11 protein-coding genes and 1 pseudogene are annotated in these 17,127 nt (G+C 66.2%); 5 read left to right on the top strand and 7 right to left on the bottom strand.

Translation table 11 applies throughout. The features are described 5' to 3' along the window. Positions 1-83: 83 nt before the first annotated feature. Positions 84-1,235 carry an HlyD family secretion protein gene (locus PMO31116_RS00410; RefSeq protein ID WP_150564964.1) on the bottom strand — a complete coding sequence of 384 codons (1,152 nt, stop codon included), beginning with the start codon at positions 1,233-1,235 and terminating at the stop codon, positions 84-86. A 128-nt stretch (positions 1,236-1,363) separates the two neighbouring features. On the opposite strand from PMO31116_RS00410, the gene PMO31116_RS00405 reads away from it, so the two are divergent. Beyond that, positions 1,364-2,959 (top strand): efflux transporter outer membrane subunit, encoded by a 1,596-nt coding sequence (locus PMO31116_RS00405; RefSeq protein ID WP_150564963.1) that lies wholly within the window; start codon positions 1,364-1,366, stop codon positions 2,957-2,959. On the opposite strand, the gene PMO31116_RS00400 is transcribed toward PMO31116_RS00405, so the two are convergent. Continuing rightward, the gene (locus PMO31116_RS00400) at positions 2,930-3,961 is read right to left on the bottom strand and encodes a DNA-binding protein (RefSeq protein WP_150564962.1); all 1,032 of its coding nucleotides are present in this window, start codon (positions 3,959-3,961) and stop codon (positions 2,930-2,932) included. The two genes, PMO31116_RS00405 and PMO31116_RS00400, sit on opposite strands and share 30 nt — an antisense overlap. A gap of 114 nt (positions 3,962-4,075) precedes the next feature. On the opposite strand from PMO31116_RS00400, the gene PMO31116_RS00395 reads away from it, so the two are divergent. The 4 genes and pseudogenes from PMO31116_RS00395 (at position 4,076) to acuI (ending at position 7,796) form a co-directional block, all read left to right on the top strand. Beyond that, positions 4,076-5,266 (top strand): site-specific integrase, encoded by a 1,191-nt coding sequence (locus PMO31116_RS00395; protein WP_150564961.1) that lies wholly within the window; start codon positions 4,076-4,078, stop codon positions 5,264-5,266. 187 nt (positions 5,267-5,453) lie between these two features. Continuing rightward, entirely contained in the window at positions 5,454-6,587 is a 1,134-nt protein-coding gene (locus PMO31116_RS00390; protein WP_150564960.1) for an NAD(P)H-dependent flavin oxidoreductase, read from the top strand. Positions 6,588-6,599: 12 nt separating this feature from the next. Beyond that, positions 6,600-6,755 (top strand): annotated as a pseudogene (locus PMO31116_RS00385) (nitronate monooxygenase); the annotation flags it as partial. Positions 6,756-6,809: 54 nt separating this feature from the next. After that, positions 6,810-7,796 carry an acrylyl-CoA reductase (NADPH) gene (acuI, locus tag PMO31116_RS00380; protein ID WP_150564959.1) on the top strand — a complete coding sequence of 329 codons (987 nt, stop codon included), beginning with the start codon at positions 6,810-6,812 and terminating at the stop codon, positions 7,794-7,796. 5 nt (positions 7,797-7,801) lie between these two features. On the opposite strand, the gene PMO31116_RS00375 is transcribed toward acuI, so the two are convergent. The 5 genes from PMO31116_RS00375 to PMO31116_RS00355 form a co-directional block, all read right to left on the bottom strand. Next, a complete protein-coding gene (locus PMO31116_RS00375; protein WP_023596118.1) occupies positions 7,802-8,524 on the bottom strand; it encodes an ABC transporter ATP-binding protein in 723 nt (240 codons plus the stop codon). Between the two features lie 19 nt (positions 8,525-8,543). Further along, entirely contained in the window at positions 8,544-10,532 is a 1,989-nt protein-coding gene (locus PMO31116_RS00370) for a branched-chain amino acid ABC transporter ATP-binding protein/permease (RefSeq protein WP_246185083.1), read from the bottom strand. Between the two features lie 2 nt (positions 10,533-10,534). Then, positions 10,535-11,413: a branched-chain amino acid ABC transporter permease gene (locus PMO31116_RS00365; RefSeq protein ID WP_150564958.1), complete on the bottom strand. Its 879-nt coding sequence runs from the start codon at positions 11,411-11,413 to the stop codon at positions 10,535-10,537. A gap of 218 nt (positions 11,414-11,631) precedes the next feature. Next, on the bottom strand, positions 11,632-12,846 hold the full coding sequence (locus PMO31116_RS00360) for an ABC transporter substrate-binding protein (RefSeq protein ID WP_150564957.1): 1,215 nt from the start codon (positions 12,844-12,846) through the stop codon (positions 11,632-11,634). A gap of 391 nt (positions 12,847-13,237) precedes the next feature. Further along, positions 13,238-16,939 (bottom strand): DNA translocase FtsK, encoded by a 3,702-nt coding sequence (locus PMO31116_RS00355; RefSeq protein ID WP_246185082.1) that lies wholly within the window; start codon positions 16,937-16,939, stop codon positions 13,238-13,240. Positions 16,940-17,127 lie beyond the last annotated feature (188 nt).

Raw genomic sequence — 17,127 nt, 5'->3', positions numbered from 1 at the left:
GGCGGACCGTGCCGGGCGCGGCGCGGGGGCCGGATTGCCGACAGGTGCCGGCTGCGGCAGCGCCGCCCCCGTCTGCGTCGTGCTCATCGTGCGGCGACCTTCGCCGTACCGGCGTCGCGACGTTCCGCCGCCCCGGTGTCGGCATCGCCTCGCGCATCGACCACCGCCGTCACCGAAAGCCCGGGACGCAATGTGCCAAGATGACCATCCGCATCATCCAAACGCACCCGAACGGGCACACGCTGGACGATCTTGGTGAAGTTGCCTGTCGCATTCTCCGGAGGCAGCACACTGAACTGCGCGCCCGTGGCCGGCGCCAGGCTTGCCACGCGGCCATGGAAGACGCGGCCCGGCAACACGTCGGCCTCGATCTTCACCGGCATGCCGGGTCTCAGGTGAGCGACCTGTCCTTCCTTGAAATTCGCGTCCACCCACAGGCCGTGGGCGGGAACGATGGCGAGCAGTTGACTGCCCGCCTGTGCATACGCGCCGGCGCGGGCGCGCCGGTTGCCGACGGTGCCGTCCACGGGTGCGCGAAGCACCGTGTCATCGAGATTGAGCTTCGCGATATCACGCTCCGCCACCGCCTGGGCCAACGCCGCCTGCGCCTGCTGCTTTTGCGTGGCGATGACATCGAGCTGCCGTTCGGCGGCCGTCGCACCGGCTTCGGCCCGCTCGCGATTGGCCACGATCTGCTGGTAGTCCGCCTCCGCCCTCTGCGCGCTTTGGACCGACACCGCCGACTTGGCGACGAGATCCCGATATCGCGCCTGGTCTTCACGGGCACGACGCGCGTCCGCGGCAATCGCCGCCACACCGGCCCGCGCCTGCGCAATCACCGCCGTCTGCAACCGTGTCGTGGCGTCGAGATTGGCGATCAGCGCGCGCTGCGCGGCGACAGCGCCGTCCGCCTTGGCAAGCGCGGCGCGGTAGTCGCGGTCGTCGAGCCGCACAAGGACATCCCCGGCATGGACAGCCTGGTTGTCCGTGACCAATACCTGCGCGATATAGCCCGGCACCTTCGGGCCGAGCGCGGTGACGTCCCCCCCGACATAGGCATCGTCCGTCGATTCGAGATGCCGAGCCGTCGTCCACCAATACGCGCCGTACCCAAATACCGCCAGGACGGCCACGACCGCCGCGCCGCGCATCACAAGTCGAGACCCGACGCGTGAATTGCGGGTCTGTCCGATGGGTTCTCCCGTGTCATGGGTAGGCGCGCTGGGGGATGTCATGGGTCGGTCCTTCCTGCTTTCAAGTGTGTGAAGAAGTGTGCAACTCATGGTTGCTTTCATAATGGAAGTGAGTATAGAGTTGCAACTATCATCTTGCAAGTAACTATGCAAATTACGATCATCCGGCCATGAATTCACATTCCTCGACGTCATTCGGCATTCCCACGTCCATCCTTCGCGCCGCATGTCTTGCCGCGTGCATTGGCTCCCTCGCCAGTTGCACGGTCGGCCCCGATTACACGCCACCCGGCAACGCGCTGCCGGATCGCTTCGCCGGGGCCGTCCGGCTCGCGCAGCGGGACGCCTTTCATCCAGGGGAATCGAGCGCTCAGGAGCGCGTGCCCTCAAAAGACGCTCCGCAAACGCTGGATACCTGGTGGACGCGCTTTCACGATCCGGCGCTTACGGCTGTCATCGAACAGGTGCTTGCACAGAATCTCGATTTGCGGGCAGCCATGGCCCGTGTCGTTCAGGCGCGCGAGCAGGCCCGCGCGGCGGGCGCAAGACAACTGCCATCACTGCGTCTGGATGGCAATATCCGTCGGGAACATCAATCGCTCGACAGCCCGCTGGGCGTCGTCGCGAGCACGCTGCCGGGATACAACCGCAACATGACCGTGTACGACATTGGCTTGGGCGCAAGCTGGGAGCTGGACCTGTTTGGGGGATTGCGACGCTCGGCGCAAACGGCAAGCGCGCTGGCGCAAGTCGCGCAGGCGCAGCGCGACGGCGTGCGCGTGAGCCTCGTCGCGGAAGCCGCCGACGCGTATTTTCGCGTGCGTTCGGCACAGCGCCGGCTGGCCATTGCTCAGGACCAGATCGCCACGGACGAACGCCTCCAGGACATCGTGCGCCTGCGCTTTGCAGACGGCCTCGCCTCCGAACGCGAAGTGGCGCAAGCCGAAGCACTGCTGGCCCGGGCGCGCACAACGCTGCCGCCGCTTCGCATCGAGCGCGAAACCCAGCTCAACCGTCTGGACGTATTGATGGGCGTGGTGCCCGGCACTTACGCGCACAGGATCGACTCGGAAACACCGGCGGACGATCGTCACGCGAGACCGTTCACGATTCCGTCGATTGGCGATGCAGGCACGCCGTCCGATCTGTTGCGCCGACGCCCCGATGTGATCGCGGCAGAACGTCGGCTTGCCGCGTCGAACGCCCGGATCGGGGCGGCACTGGCGGAGTATTACCCCAAGTTCTCGCTCTCGGGTGTGCTGGGATTCGAAACGCTTGCCGGCGGACGGGTGCCAGGCGCCGATACGTTCCAGCCGCTTGCGGCGCTGGGCCTGCGATGGAGACTGTTCGACTTTGGCCGGATCGACGCCGAAGTCGCACAGGCGCGAGGCGCCAAAGCCGAAGCCCTGGCCGCGTACCGGCAGGCCATGCTGCACGCCACCGAGGATGTGGAAAACGCCATCGTCACGCTCGTGGAGCTCGAGCGACAGCGCAAGGATCTGGCGAAGGCGGTGGCCGCGCAGACGCGCGCACGCGACAGCGCGCAAGCGGCCTACACGGGGGGAACGGTTAGCCTGTATGAGGTGCTCGACGCCGACCGACAACTGCTGACCGTGCGCGATGACGACGCGCGAGCGCAAGCTGACAACGCCCGTGCCGCGGTGGCGACATTCCGGGCGCTGGGCGGCGGGTGGCAGGCAGACGCGCCAGCGCTGGCGCTGACCTCGCCGGGCGCATCATCCCCTTCGCGCCCGCCGCAGGACTGACGTCGCCGCCGCGCTCGCGGCGCCTGACCGGCGCCTGCGCCCCGGCGTCGTGCCGCGCGCGATGCCGACGCCCGGCGAAGCCGGCACCGACAGCATCGACTGGTACGTGGCGGCGAGCGCTTCCTGCGTCGTCACCTGCTCGCGCAACCGCGCGATCACCGCATCCTGCAATGCCTTGGCCGACCGCATCTCGTGTTGCGACTCCGTCATGGCGGCAAGACTGGCCTGCGCCTCCTGCAACTCTCGCTGCACCTGACGGCGCTCCTGCTGGAGCGATTTGACGGACGCTCTCGCCGCATCGAGCTCCAGCATGAGCCGTCGCTCGTTGGCCTCGGCGCGCTCGGTGAGCCGGACACGCTCGGCGTCCCAACCTGCGCGCTGACCCGCGTGCTCTTCCTGCAATGCCTGCATCGCGTCGCGCGCCGCGGAGAGTGCTTGCCGGGAGGCCACCGCATCGGCCTGCGACTCGATGAGCTGCGCCTCGGCGCGACGTGCCTGCGCCTGCGCCTCGTCTCGCGCCTGACGGGCATCGGCCGCCGCCGTCTCCGCCGCCGCGATGCGCTCGTGCAGGACGGCGCGCGCCTGCACCAACGCTTCGCGCTCCGAGGCCAGTTCCGCCTCACGTGCATCGAGCGCCGCCCGGCGCTCGGCCGCCTCTTGCGCCAACACAGCCCGACTCTCCTCTAGTGCCAGCGCCCACAAATCGATCGCCGCGCGAGCCACCGTATCGGGCATCGAAATGCCCTCCGGCAGTCCGGACATCGCCGCGCCACCGCCCTGCAAACGTGCGCCGAGCCCTGCAAACCAGGCATCGAGATATGGACTCACGGTATTCGGCGATCCCCGTCCCAACTGCTGACGAATGCGCTCGATGGTGGGACGCTGCCCTTGCATCAGCAACGCATCGGCTGCGGCCCACACATCCTGCTCGGAGATACCGCGCCCGACCGCTCGGGATGACGGTGCGATCGCGGCGGATTTCAAGCCTTGGGACGTAGTCATGACGCACGACTCCTTGATTTCGGCGGCATTGCCTAATAACCCTCGATAATGGAAGATTATCGATACTTATTCGATGATAACATTATATTTATTACATATTACATATGAAATCATATGTTTGGTAAAAAAATCACGGTTGCCGGCGCATCGGCCTCCCAATCCGGATCCGATAGGGTTGCCAGCGTCACCTCCGGCTCGAAAAATCCGTCGACGCTCGATCCGGGCAAGCTTAACGACGATGCCTGCAAAGCAGCCCAGGCACTCGCCCGGGAAGGCGACTCCGTTAACTCGCGACTCAGTTATCAATCGGCCATGCGCTATTGGCTCGGTTGGTATCGACTGCGGTACGGGGAAGCCCTGCCGACGCCGTTGCCGCCTGCGGTCATCGTCCAGTTCGTCGTGGATCACGCCTTGCATCAGAGCAGGCAGGGGCTACGCACGGAGATGCCGGAAGCGCTCGATGCGGCACTCGTCTCACAAGGTCTCAAGGCGCGGCCGGGCCCGCCCGCGCTCGCCACCCTCCTTCACCGCCTGAGCGTCATTGCCAAATTGCATACGTCTCGCGATCTGCCGAATCCCTGCGCCGAACCTGCCGTGCGCGAATTGCTCGCGAAAACGCGGCGCGCCTACGCCAAGCGCGGCGCGCGGCCAGCCAAAAAGGATGCCTTGACCCGGGAGCCACTGCGCGCGCTGCTCGCCACGTGCGACGACTCGCTGCGCGGCAAACGCGACCGTGCCCTGCTGCTGTTCGCCTGGGCGAGCGGGGGACGGCGCCGCTCCGAAGTCGTCCGTGCCACGTGCGATAACGTTCGCCGCGTGGCGCCGGACCGCTATGTCTATACGCTCGGATGGTCGAAAACCAATCAGCAAGGCGCCGATCTTCCGGAAAACGAAAAGCCCGTGACCGGTGCTGCCGCAGCCGCGCTCACCGATTGGCTTGCTGCCTCGGAGATCGTCGAAGGCCCGATCTTTCGGCGGGTGCGCCGCGGCGGACATGTCGGCGACGCGCTGTCAGAGGCGGCGGTGCGCGACATTGTCCGCAAGCGGTGCGCGCTCGCCGGCCTCGACGGCAACTTCTCCGCACACTCGCTCAGGGCGGGCTTCGTGACCGAAGCGGCGCTCCAGCAAGTCCCATTGGCCGAGACCATGACGATGACGGGACACACGAGCGTCGCAACCGTCATCGGCTATTTCCGTCGGGCCGACATGTTGCGCTCGCGCGCGGCCGATCTGATGGGCGATCTATGTCAGCCTTCCGACGACGAATCCGGCACATCGACTGCGCCGCGGAGCCGCCGCACGTGACGATCATCCGCAACAGGGTCGAGGGCGCGCCGCGTCGGCGATCAGTCCCGTCAATTCCGTGGGCTGCCGACATAAAGATGCATTTAAGTGGTATCTTTTGTCGCATCAGGCATATGCCATAGTGAACATACCGCCTGCTGTCACTGCCGCTGTTCCCCCCATTGAACACTCAAAGGTGCAGATCGTCATGCCTAGCTCCACCGCTTCCCGCTCGCGCAATCGCGCGCTCATCGAACGACTCGGCCTGCTCGCGCCGATCATCCAGGCGCCGATGGCCGGCACCAGCACCCCCGCGCTGGCGGCCGCCGTCTCCAATGCTGGCGGGCTCGGCTCGTTGGGCGTGGCTTCGGTCAACGCCGAAGCTGCACGCAAGTCCATTCATGACACTCGCGCCCTGACCCGTAAGCCGTTCAACGTCAACGTGTTCTGCCATGCGCCGGCCACGCTCGACGCCTCGCGCGACGCCGCTTGGCTGGCCTATCTCGCCCCGGAATTCGCGCGCTTCGGCGCCACCGCGCCGGCTGCACTGAGCGAGATTTACAAAAGCTTCGTGGCCGACGATGCCATGTTCGCCATGCTGCTCGAGGAGCGTCCGGCGGTTGTGAGCTTCCATTTCGGGCTGCCGTCGCAGGAGAAGATCGACGCCCTGCATGCGGCCGGCATCCTGCTGTTCGCCACGGCCACGAACCTCGCCGAGGCCCGCCAGATCGAGGCGGCGGGTATCGACGCCATCGTCGCGCAAGGATACGAGGCCGGCGGTCACCGCGGCCGCTTCGAGGATCTCGGCGATCGCGTGCCGAGCGACGACGAGCAACTGGGGACGCTGGCGCTGGTGCGGCTGGTCGTCACGCACACCTCCGTCCCTGTGATCGCCGCGGGCGGCATCATGGACGGCGCGGGCATCGCCGCGGTGCTGGCGCTCGGCGCACAGGCCGCGCAACTCGGTACTGCCTTCGTTGCCTGTCCGGAATCGTCGGCCGATGCCGCGTATCGCGAACGTCTTTGCGGCGGGCAGCCACCGCGCACGGCACTGATTCGCGCCATCTCAGGACGTCCGGCGCGTGGTTTCGTCAATCGGCTTCACGCAATCGAGCAAATGGCCGGGCGCCCTGATCTCCCGGCGTATCCGGTGGCCTACGATGCCGGTAAGGCCATCAACGCGGCGGCAAAGGCCAAGGGCAATCACGACTACGCGGCGCAGTGGGCCGGACAAGCCGCGCCGCTTGCCCGCGCCATGCCGGCAGCAGAGCTCGTCGGCTTGCTGCGCGCCGAGCTCCACGAGACTTTTGACGCGCTGCGCGAACTCGCATCGACCTTCTGAGCGAGGCCGTCCATGTCCCCAACGCTACGCATCACCCAGCGGCTCGGCCTGTCGACGCCGATCATTCAGGCGCCGATGGCCGTGGCATCGACGCCGGCGCTGGTGGCCGCCGTATCCAACGCAGGTGGTCTCGGTTCGCTCGCGGTCGGCAACATGGACGCGACCGCCTGAAGCGATTCGCCCCCAATCCCGCGCGCTCGTCGCGCTTCGGAGACACCTCGTATGTTCAACGCAATTCTGTTGACCCAGTCCGACGGCAAGACACAAGCGGCCGTGACCGCATTGGAAGACGATGCCTTGCCCGCCGATGGCGACGTCCTCGTCGCGATCGACTACTCCACCGTCAACTACAAGGACGGACTCGCGATCACGGGCAAGGCGCCGGTCGTGCGGTCATGGCCCATGGTGGCCGGCATCGATGGGGCCGGGACGGTGCTCGCCTCGAACCACGCCGCGTGGCGTCCGGGCGAGCGCGTGGTGCTCAACGGCTACGGCGTTGGCGAAACCCACTGGGGATGCCTCGCGCAAAGGGCCCGGCTGCGAGGCGACTGGCTGGTGAAATTGCCCGAGCGCTTCTCGTCGCGCGACGCCATGATCATCGGCACCGCCGGCTACACCGCCATGCTTTCGGTCATGGCGCTGGAGCGCAGCGGTGTCCTGCCGCACCACGGCGACGTGCTTGTGACAGGCGCGTCGGGCGGCGTCGGCTCGGTGGCTGTCGCGCTGCTGAGTTCGCTCGGGTACCGCGTGGTGGCCTCGACCGGCAAACTCCACGAGGCAGAATATCTGCAGATGCTTGGCGCGGCCGAAGTCATCGACCGGCGCCTGCTGTCCGAGCCCGGCAAGCCGCTGCAAAAGGAACGCTGGTCGGCCGTGGTCGACTCGGTCGGCTCGCACACGCTCGTCAACGCGATCGCGCAATTGCGCTACGGCGGCGTCGCCACCGCATGCGGACTCGCACAGGGCATGGATTTTCCGGCGAACATGGCGCCGTTCATTCTGCGCGGCGTCACGCTGCACGGCATCGACAGCGTGATGGCGCCGCGCGAATTGCGCGAGGAAGCCTGGCAGCGCCTCGCGCACGACCTCGAGCCGCAAAAGCTAGGAGGGATTTCGCATGACGTCGGCCTGGCCGACGCCATTGCCATCGCTCAACGCATCGTCCGGGGCGAAATCCTCGGCCGCGTGGTGGTCGACGTCAACCGCTGAGCGGCTCAGTGACTGCCGCCGAGGTAGGCGGCACGCACCTTGTCGTCGTTGCGCAGGCTCTCGGCCGGACCGTGCACGGAGATGCTGCCGTTCTCCAGCACGTAGCCGTAATCGGCCACCGCCAGCGCAGCGGCGGCGAACTGCTCCACGAGCAGCATCGTCACGCCCTCCGCCTTCAGGTTGCCGATGATGCGAAAGACTTCATCGACCAGAATCGGCGCCAGCCCCATCGACGGCTCGTCGAGCAGCACGATATCCGGACGCAACATGACCGCGCGCGCCATCGCGAGCATTTGCTGCTCGCCGCCCGAGAGCGTGCCGGCCAACTGATTGCGCCGCTCCTTCAAACGCGGGAACAGGTCCATCGCGCGCTCCAGATCGGCGGCGACGTCGCCGCGAGGGCGACTGCCCGTCAAGCGCGGGAAGGCACCCAGACGCAGGTTGTCGGTCACCGACATGGTCGCGAACACGCGACGCCCTTCCGGCGAGTGCGCCAGCCCGAGTTTCGCGATGCGATGCGAGTCGAGACCGTCGATACGCTTGTCGCCCAGCGTGATTTCGCCCGACGTGGGTTTGATCATCCCGGACACGGCGCGCATGGTGGTCGTCTTGCCGGCACCGTTCGAGCCGATGAGCGTGACGACCTGGCCGCTCGGCACATCGATGTCGATGCCGTGCAGCACCTGCACTTTGCCGTAGCCCGCCTGCAGATTACGAATGGAAAGCATAGGGGTTCCGTTGATGTCGTCAGTGCGTCGTCGATGCGCCGCCCAGATACGCTTCGATCACCTTCTCGTCGGCCTGGATCTGTGCCGGGAGCCCTTCGGCGATCTTCTGCCCGAAGTCCAGCACCGACACGGTCTGGCAGGTGCTCATCACCACGTCCATGTGGTGCTCGATGAGAATGACCGTGATGCCGTGGTCGCGAATCTTGCGAATGATCGCCAGCAACTCGCGAATGTCCGGCGCGGTCAGGCCGGCCGCCGGCTCGTCGAGCAGCAACAGGCGCGGATCGAGTGCCAACGCACGCGCGATCTCCAAAAGACGCTGCTTGCCGTATGGCAGGTTGCGCGCTTCCTCGTCGGCCAGCGAAGCCAGCCCCACGAACTCCAGCAGTCGCATCGCCCTCGCCCGGGCCCCCACTTCCTCGCGCTTGTAGCGCGGCAAACGCAGTGACACGTCGAGCAGCGTGGAAGCGAACGTATGGTGCAGTCCGACGAGCACGTTTTCGAGCGCCGTCATTTCTCCGAACAACTGCACGTTCTGGAACGTGCGCGCCACGCCCGAGAGCGCGATGTCCGACGACGTGCGGCCCGCGAGCGACTGTCCCGCAAACTCGATGCTGCCGGCGGTCGGCACGTAAATGCCCGTGAGCACGTTCATCATGGTGCTCTTGCCGGATCCATTCGGGCCGATCAGCCCATGGATCGTGCCGCGCCTGACGGTGAGATCCACCTGGTTGAGCGCCTTGAGGCCGTCGAACTGCATGAGCAATTGACGCACCTTGAGCAGTTCGTCCGGACCGCTTGCCGCAGCCATGAGTACCGGGTCGCTGTCGCCGCCGGCCGATTCGTCGACCTGCGTGGCCGAGACCGAAAGCGTGCGGCGGCGATGCAGGATGCGCGAACGCAGGAAGCCCACGATGCCGTCAGGCAGGTAGTACACGACAAAAAGGATCATCAGACCGAAGATCGTCAGACGCCAGTCCGTGATGCTGTCGAGCCACCATGTCACCGCGGCCAGCCCGACGGTGCCGACGATCGGCACCGCCGCCTTCGCCGGCGTGGTGCGCGCCTTGGCAATCGCCATCACGGCGACGACCGTCGTCAACGCGGCGATGACCGTGGCGACGATGCGGAAAATGCCGATATCGTCGAGCAGTTGCGGCAGCAGCACGATGATTGCCGCGCCGAGCAGCGAACCGGAGCGGGTCTTGCGCCCGCCCATGATCACGGCCAGCAGGAACAGGATCGTGAGTTCGAAGTTATAGGTATTCGGCGAGATGTACTGCTCCGAATAGGCGTAGAGACTTCCCGCCAGCCCCGCGAAACCGGCGCTGATCACGAACGCGTATACCTTGTAGCGGTACACCGACACGCCCATGCAGTCCGACGCCACCGGCGAATCGCGCAACGCTTCGAACGCGCGGCCGAGGTGCGACTTCAGAATCCGGTGCGCCACGAGAATGCTGACGAGTAGTAACACCGCCACGAGCCAGTAGTACTCGACTTCGTCGATCGGATGCCCGCCGATGACCGGCTTCGTGAGCGTGATGCCCATCGGCCCCGACGTCAGGAAGTCCATCTCATTGATGAGAATCTGGATGATGGTGCCGAAGGCGAGCGTCACCATGGCCAGATACGGGCCGATCACGCGCAATGCCGGCAACGCGAGAATGGCCCCGAACGCCGCCGTGACCAGAATGGCCGCCGGCAGCGCGAACCAGAACGACAGCCCGAGCTTGGCGAAGAAAACCCCCGCAACGTATGCGCCAATGCCGAACAGCCCGGCATGACCCAGCGACACCTGCCCCGTGTAGCCCACGACGATATCCAGCCCGAAGAGCAGGATCGCGTAGATCATGATCGTTTCGATCATGTGGATGTAATACGGATTGCTGACGGCAACGGGGAAGCCGAACAGCGCGACGATGCCCACGATCGCCGCGAGCTTCGTGGTCACGCGCAGGCTGCCGGTGTCGGCGGCTCCGCGTGCATGGGAGGACTGTGCGGTCATGGTTACACCTTCTTGATGGCGGTCTTGCCGAACAGGCCCGCCGGCTTCACGGCCAGCACAAGCAGCAGCAGTACGAGACCCGGCACGTCTTTGTAGCCGGTCGAAATGTAGAACGCGGTGGTCGTCTCCGCCACGCCGAGGATCAGGCCGCCCACGAGCACGCCCATGCCGCTCGACAGGCCACCGATGATCGCCACGGCGAATGCCTTCAGTCCGAGCACGGCCCCCATGGTGGCGCCGGTCAGCGTTAGCGGCGCCACGAGCACGCCGGCAAATGCGGCGGCCATCGACGACAGCGCGTAGGAGAACGTGATCACGAGACTCGTGTTGATACCCATGAGCCCGGCCGCGTCGCGGTCGTTGGCCGTGGCGACGACTGCCTTGCCATAGATCGAGCGGCGATTGAAGAGCTCGACGGCGGCCATCATGAGCAGCGCGCCGACCACGACGAGCAGTTCCATCGGCAGGACGTTCGCGCCAAGGAGCTTGATCGGTGACTCCGGCAGCGGCGATGGGAACTTGAGGTCGTCGCGGCCCCAGAGATTTTCCGCAACGTTGCGAAAGATGATGCCCAGCGCAATGGTGGACATGATCCAGCCGAACTCCGATTTGATGCGCAAGGCCGGCTTCACGCCGATGCGTTCGACGAACGCGCCTTGCACCAGGCCGAACAGGCAGACGATGGGGATCATCAGCCAGTAATTCAGTCCGAGCCTTTCCACCAGGGTCAGGCCGACCAGTGCGCCGAGCATGAGCGCCTCGCCCTGGCCGAAGTTCAGGGTGCCGGACGTCGCGAACGTCAGTTGGTAACCGAAGGCGATCACGGCGTAGATCATCCCCAGCGCGATACCGCTGTAGATGAGTTGAATCAGGATGGTCATGCGGTCCTCTCTCGCGAGTGCGAGCCTACGAGCGATGCACGGGAGGCATTCAATGCATGTGCCGCGCGCCGGTCCCGCGTGCCGGCGTCTGGCGCGGGCGCCAAGACGGCGCGCGTGCCGCGCCCGGACACCCCGTTGCCAGGGGCCCGGGTCACGAGCGGTGCGCGCCGTCGTGTACCCGTCATGACTGCAAGGTGCAGCGTCGGGACGACGCCCGGTTACTTCGAGGCCTTCTCGCGAACCTTGCTGCCGGCCTTCAGATCGCTGTCGTACGCGTACACGACACGGCCGCCCTTCACCTCGCCCATCACAGGGATATTGGCGCTGATGGCGTCGTGGTCGTCATGCGTGAAAGGATGATCGTAGGTCGTGACCACGCCCTCGACGGGCGTCTTCAGATCTTCGAGCGCCGCGCGAACCTTCGGGCCATCGGTCGTGCCGGCCTGTTTGATGGCCGCGGCCAGCAGATAGACCGAGTCGTAGCCCTGGGCTGCCGAGACCGCCGAATCGATGCGGTTGTTCTTCGGCTTGAACATGGCCAGGTAGGCATCGATGAAGGCCTTGCGCTTGGGCGTGTTCGGCTCCTGAATGAACGTCTGCGGCATGCGCGCACCCTCGCCGTTCGCACCCGAGTTGTCGATGTAGTTCGCCATCGCGAGCGTCCAGCTACCCACGAGCGGCAGCTTCCAGCCGAGTTTGCCCATGCCGTTCGCGATCTGCGCGAGCTCCGGTCCGATGCCGTACGTGAGAATCACGTCGGCGCCGGCCTGCTTGGCCTTGAGCAGCTGGGCCGTCATGTCGACGTCCTTGATGTTGAACTTCTCGACGGCCACCGGCGTGATGCCCTTCGCCTTGAGCGCCTTCTCCAGATCCTCGCGACCCAATTGTCCGTAGTTCGTCGAGTCGGCCAGAATCGCCGGCTTCTTGAAGCCGCGACGCGTGATGGCTTCTTCCACGATCATCGGCGCCTGAATGCTGTCCTTGGCCGAATTGCGGAAGACGTAGTTATCCGGGTACTTGGGCGGCTTGAACTGCTCGGTGATGACCGTGCCCGTGGCCACGTTGTTGAACACCGGAATCTTGGCATCCTGATAGAAGCGTTGCGACGCCAGTGCCACACCGGTGTTGATGAAGCCGACGGTGGCGACCACCTTCTCCTTGTTGATCAACTCCTGTGCCACTTGCACGCCGCGCTCGTTCTTGGCCTCTTCGTCGCGCTCGACCAGCACGATCTGACGACCGAGCACGCCACCTGACTTGTTGATCTCGGCGGCGGCAAGACGTACGCCATCGCGCATGGAAACGCCCATCGACGACGAGCCGCCGGTGAACGGGCCGGACACGCCGATCTTGATCGGATCGGCCGCAATGGCCATCGAGGCGGACAGGGCGAACGCCACAGCGCCGGCCATGAGCTTGAATCGGAATTGCATAAGGGTCTCCTTCGGTGCGATGCGTTTCGGTATGACGCTTTTCTCTTGCGGTTTCCTGATGTCGCCGGCCCTGCCGAGGAATGCGTGTTCACGGGATCTCACAGCCCCGCTGCACCGCCCAGGTGTTGTATTTCGTGTCAGGGCGATATCCGTAAAGCACGCTTCGAACGACCAACCTAGCGCGCCGATTATGTGTTCGCTGAGTTTCGCGCGCAAAGGCGGGAATACCCCTACCGGGACGCGGGTTTACGCGTTGCTATCGCCGTTTGGCGCGGGTTTGCGGAGGGTTTCGTAGCACGCGCCTTGTACGGCGCGTGTCTGGACATCGGCACGGAGTGCCAAAGAGTTCGACTCGGGCGGCGGGTCGTAAGGTAGATGTAAGCGATGCGGATTAGTCGCTGGCGACGATCACTTCGCGCGCCCCGTTTCGCCCCATTGGACTGACGATTCCGGCGGTCTCCATCTGCTCGATCAAGCGCGCCGCACGGTTATAGCCGATGCGCAGCTGACGCTGCACCGCGGAAATCGATGCGCGGCGGGAATTGAGCACGAATGCGGCGGCCTCGTCGTACAGCGGATCGGCCTCGGCATCGCCCGGCGTCTCGCCGAAAAGATCGGCCGACGCCGCGTCGCCCGGATCACCCGCGAGAATCGCCTCGTCGTAATCCGGCTCGCCGTACTGCTGCCAGTGCTGCACGACCCGGTGCACTTCGTCGTCCGCCACGAACGCCCCGTGCACACGCTGTGGATACCCCGTACCGGGCGGCAGGAACAGCATGTCGCCCTGACCGAGCAACGACTCTGCGCCCATCTGATCGAGGATCGTGCGCGAATCGATCTTCGACGAGACCTGGAAAGCCACGCGCGTCGGAATGTTCGCCTTGATGAGCCCCGTGATGACGTCGACCGACGGCCGCTGCGTGGCGAGAATCAGGTGAATGCCTGCCGCGCGCGCCTTTTGCGCCAGTCGCGCAATCAGTTCCTCGATCTTCTTGCCCGCCACCATCATGAGATCGGCAAGCTCGTCGATGACCACCACGATGAACGGCAGACGGTCCAGCGGCTCGGGGGCGTCGGGGGTGAGCGAGAACGGATTGCTCACCTTCTCGCCTGCCGAACGCGCGGCGTCGATCTTCTCGTTGTAGCCGGCCAGGTTGCGCACCCCGAGCGCCGACATCAGGCGATAGCGCTTTTCCATTTCCCCCACGCACCAGTTCAAGGCGTGTGCGGCCTGCTTCATGTCGGTGACGACCGGCGCCAACAAGTGCGGTATGCCGCCATACACCGAGAGCTCGAGCATTTTCGGGTCGATCATGATGAGCCGAACGTCTTCCGGCGTTGCCTTGTAGAGCAACGAGAGGATCATCGCGTTGACGGCGACCGACTTGCCCGAGCCGGTCGTGCCGGCCACCAGCAAATGGGGCGCGCGCGCCAGATCCGCCACGACCGGCTCCCCGGTGATGTCCTTACCCATCGCCAAGGCGAGACGCGAGCGATGTGCGTCGAACGCCGCGGCCGTGAGAATCTCCGACAGGCGGATCATCTGGCGCTGCGCATTCGGCAGTTCGAGACCCATGCAGGTCTTGCCCGGAATGGTTTCGACCACACGGATCGACGTGACGCCCAGGGCCCGCGCGAGATCCTTCATCAGACCAACGACCTGGGCGCCGCGCACGCCCACCGCCGGCTCCACCTCGAAACGCGTGATGACCGGCCCGGCGGACGCGCCTACCACCGTGACCGGCACCTTGAATTCGGCAAGACGCTGCTCGATCAGTTGGCTCACCGCTGCCAATGCTTCGTCCGACACCACACTCGCCAAGTCCTGCGACGTGGCAGGCGCAAGCAGTTCGAGCGGCGGGAGGTCGTAATCGATGGGCACGCGCGGAGGTGGCAACGCGTATGGCGTGTCCGACGAGAAGTTGGCCCTCGACGGCTCAGCCGCGGTCGCGGCGGCGAATGCCGTCGAAGTCGCGAACGACGGGATGGGGGGAACTGACGGGGATGCCGCGATCGGCGGCGCCGCGTCGGACGTGACGACGAACGGCGAGACCGGCGCGGTCGAGGCGGACGTCGCCGGGAGGAGCGACGCCGACGTTTCGTCCGCACGCGCCCACGTGCCGTCGGCGCGCAGGACATAGTGCGGCTTCGATGCGGCGCCCTCGCCCGCTTCGTGCGGGTTCGTCACCGGTATTGCCTCGGCGGTGTCCGCGGGGATCACGTCGGAAAGCGTATCCGTGAGCGCACCGGAAACCTCGCCCGGGGTCGAGGCAGCAAGCTCTTGCGGCATGTCCAGCACTTCGGACGCGACAAACGACGGGCCTGCCGTGGGCACCGCGGCGCGTTGACGCGCATCGGCGGGCTCCACGCTCGCCAGCACATCGGCGAAAACGAACGGGCGCGGGAGAGTGACGGGCATTGGCGTCGACGGTGCGTCGAGCGCCGCATGGGAAGCGATTTGCGCCCGCGCATTCTCGCGAATACCGGTCGAAGTCGCAATGCGCCCTGCAGGCACCTCGAGCCCATCATGCACCTCTGGCGCCCCGACACCCGGCATTCCCGCAGTCGCGGACGCGGCGCCAGGCACGTCGAGCGGTCGGCTCGCGGCATCCTCGTGCGAGCGGACGTCGGTCGAGGTCCAATCGCGCAAGTCGCGAAGCAAGGCTTGCGCCTCATCCCGTAACGCCGCCATCGCTTTGGCGTGCGCCAACGCCGCCATTTCCGCCTCACGCTCGGCCACGCGCTCGGCTTCGCGTGCCGCTTCCTGTTGCGCCAGCATTTCAGGCGTCGGTGCCGGAGGCAGCACGTTGGGCCCGATCCCGGCATCTCCGGTCGACAGGTCGACGGGTGAGAACGCCGCGAATTCGGAAGCCAGTGGCGTGGCCGCGTCCGTCGCCGACCACCTTGCGGCGCCACGAATCACTGGGGCAGCAGGCGGCTCCGCCAATCGAGTGGTTGCAGTGTGTGCTTCGGAAATCGGCGCTGCATCATGCGCCGCGATGGCCTCCGGCGAGACCGGGGGCGGGGTCGCCTCATGTGCGCGCGGCGCCGTGGGGGCCGCGCCGCGCGGCGGTACGTCCTCGAGCCCCAGCTGTGGCTTGCGAAACGGGCTGTGGACGATCGTGCCACGCAAATGCGCGGGCGCCATGCCCACCGGACGTCGATATCCGCTCACACCGGGAATCGACGTGGAATGCAGTGGATCGACAGATGCTTTCGGCACAGCCGGATTCAGCGAGGTGGCGGCATTGGAGACGCTGGATACCTTCGCGGCGCCGGACGTGCGAGCCACGCCCTGGGGCGCCGCTGCCGACGACGCAGTGCGCGCGTCTCGAGCGGGCAAACCGGGTTCGCGCCGCACGAACGCCGTCATGCGCAAGGCATCGCCAACACTGTTGTCCGAGGCGTAACTGCCCGGTAACGGCGCCACGCGTGCGCCCGCCGGGGCGGACGCGCCGGCACTCGCCACGGCGCCTGCCACCGCCGCGACGCCCGGTCGCGCCCCGGACGCCCCCTTGCCCGCGGCGCCCGCGACCCGGCCCGCAGGCGTCCTTGCGAAAGTAGGCTCCGCACGAGGCGCGCCGCGCGTCGTCAACGGTGGAGGCTGCATCGCGTCCAGGCGAGCGCGCTCCTCGTCGGACAGCTTCCATCGAGGCTGCGCCGCCAGACCGCGACGACGCGGCACTGGCTCTTGCGCCAGGCTGCCGACGTTGTGATGACCTTGCCCAAGTGTCGGGTGATATCGCTCCGCGCGCTCGCCCCGTTCGCTCATGTCGAGCGACACCCGCGACAAGCCGCGCAGCGGTTCACGTGTCACGCCATCGAGACGCGCCTCGTAGGACGGCGCGTCGATGCCGTCGTCGTCGGGACGGCGGCGCGCGAACATGCCCCACCAGGTGGTGCCGAAGACCAGCGGAATGGAAAACAGCAGGACGAGGCCAGCGACGCCCATCGCGAGCGAGTCGCCCAGAGCGACGTGCAGACCGTGGGAGAGGGATTGGCCGACGCTGCCGCCAGCCGTATTGCCGTCGCCGCCGGTGAGCGCGGCGAGCGTGGCGCTCGACACCGTCGCGAGCGGAACGCCAAGCAGCATGCGGAGTGTGCCGGGGCCGAAGATTCGTATCTCACCGCCAAGCAGACCCCGTACGCCAGGCCAGCAAAGTGCCAGCAACCAAAACGTCGACAGTCCGAACCAGCCAAACCCCATAATCGCTCATGCTTCAGGAAAACCCGGAGTGCGATTGTAGCAGGTAGGCCGCCGCGCGGCGGTCCCGTCGCCCT

Origin of the sequence: Pandoraea morbifera (assembly GCF_902459575.1) — a bacterium.
GTDB classification, from domain to species: domain Bacteria; phylum Pseudomonadota; class Gammaproteobacteria; order Burkholderiales; family Burkholderiaceae; genus Pandoraea; species Pandoraea morbifera.
The sequence above is the reverse complement of the archived record's forward strand: the minus strand, read 5'-3'. Positions and strand labels throughout refer to the sequence as shown.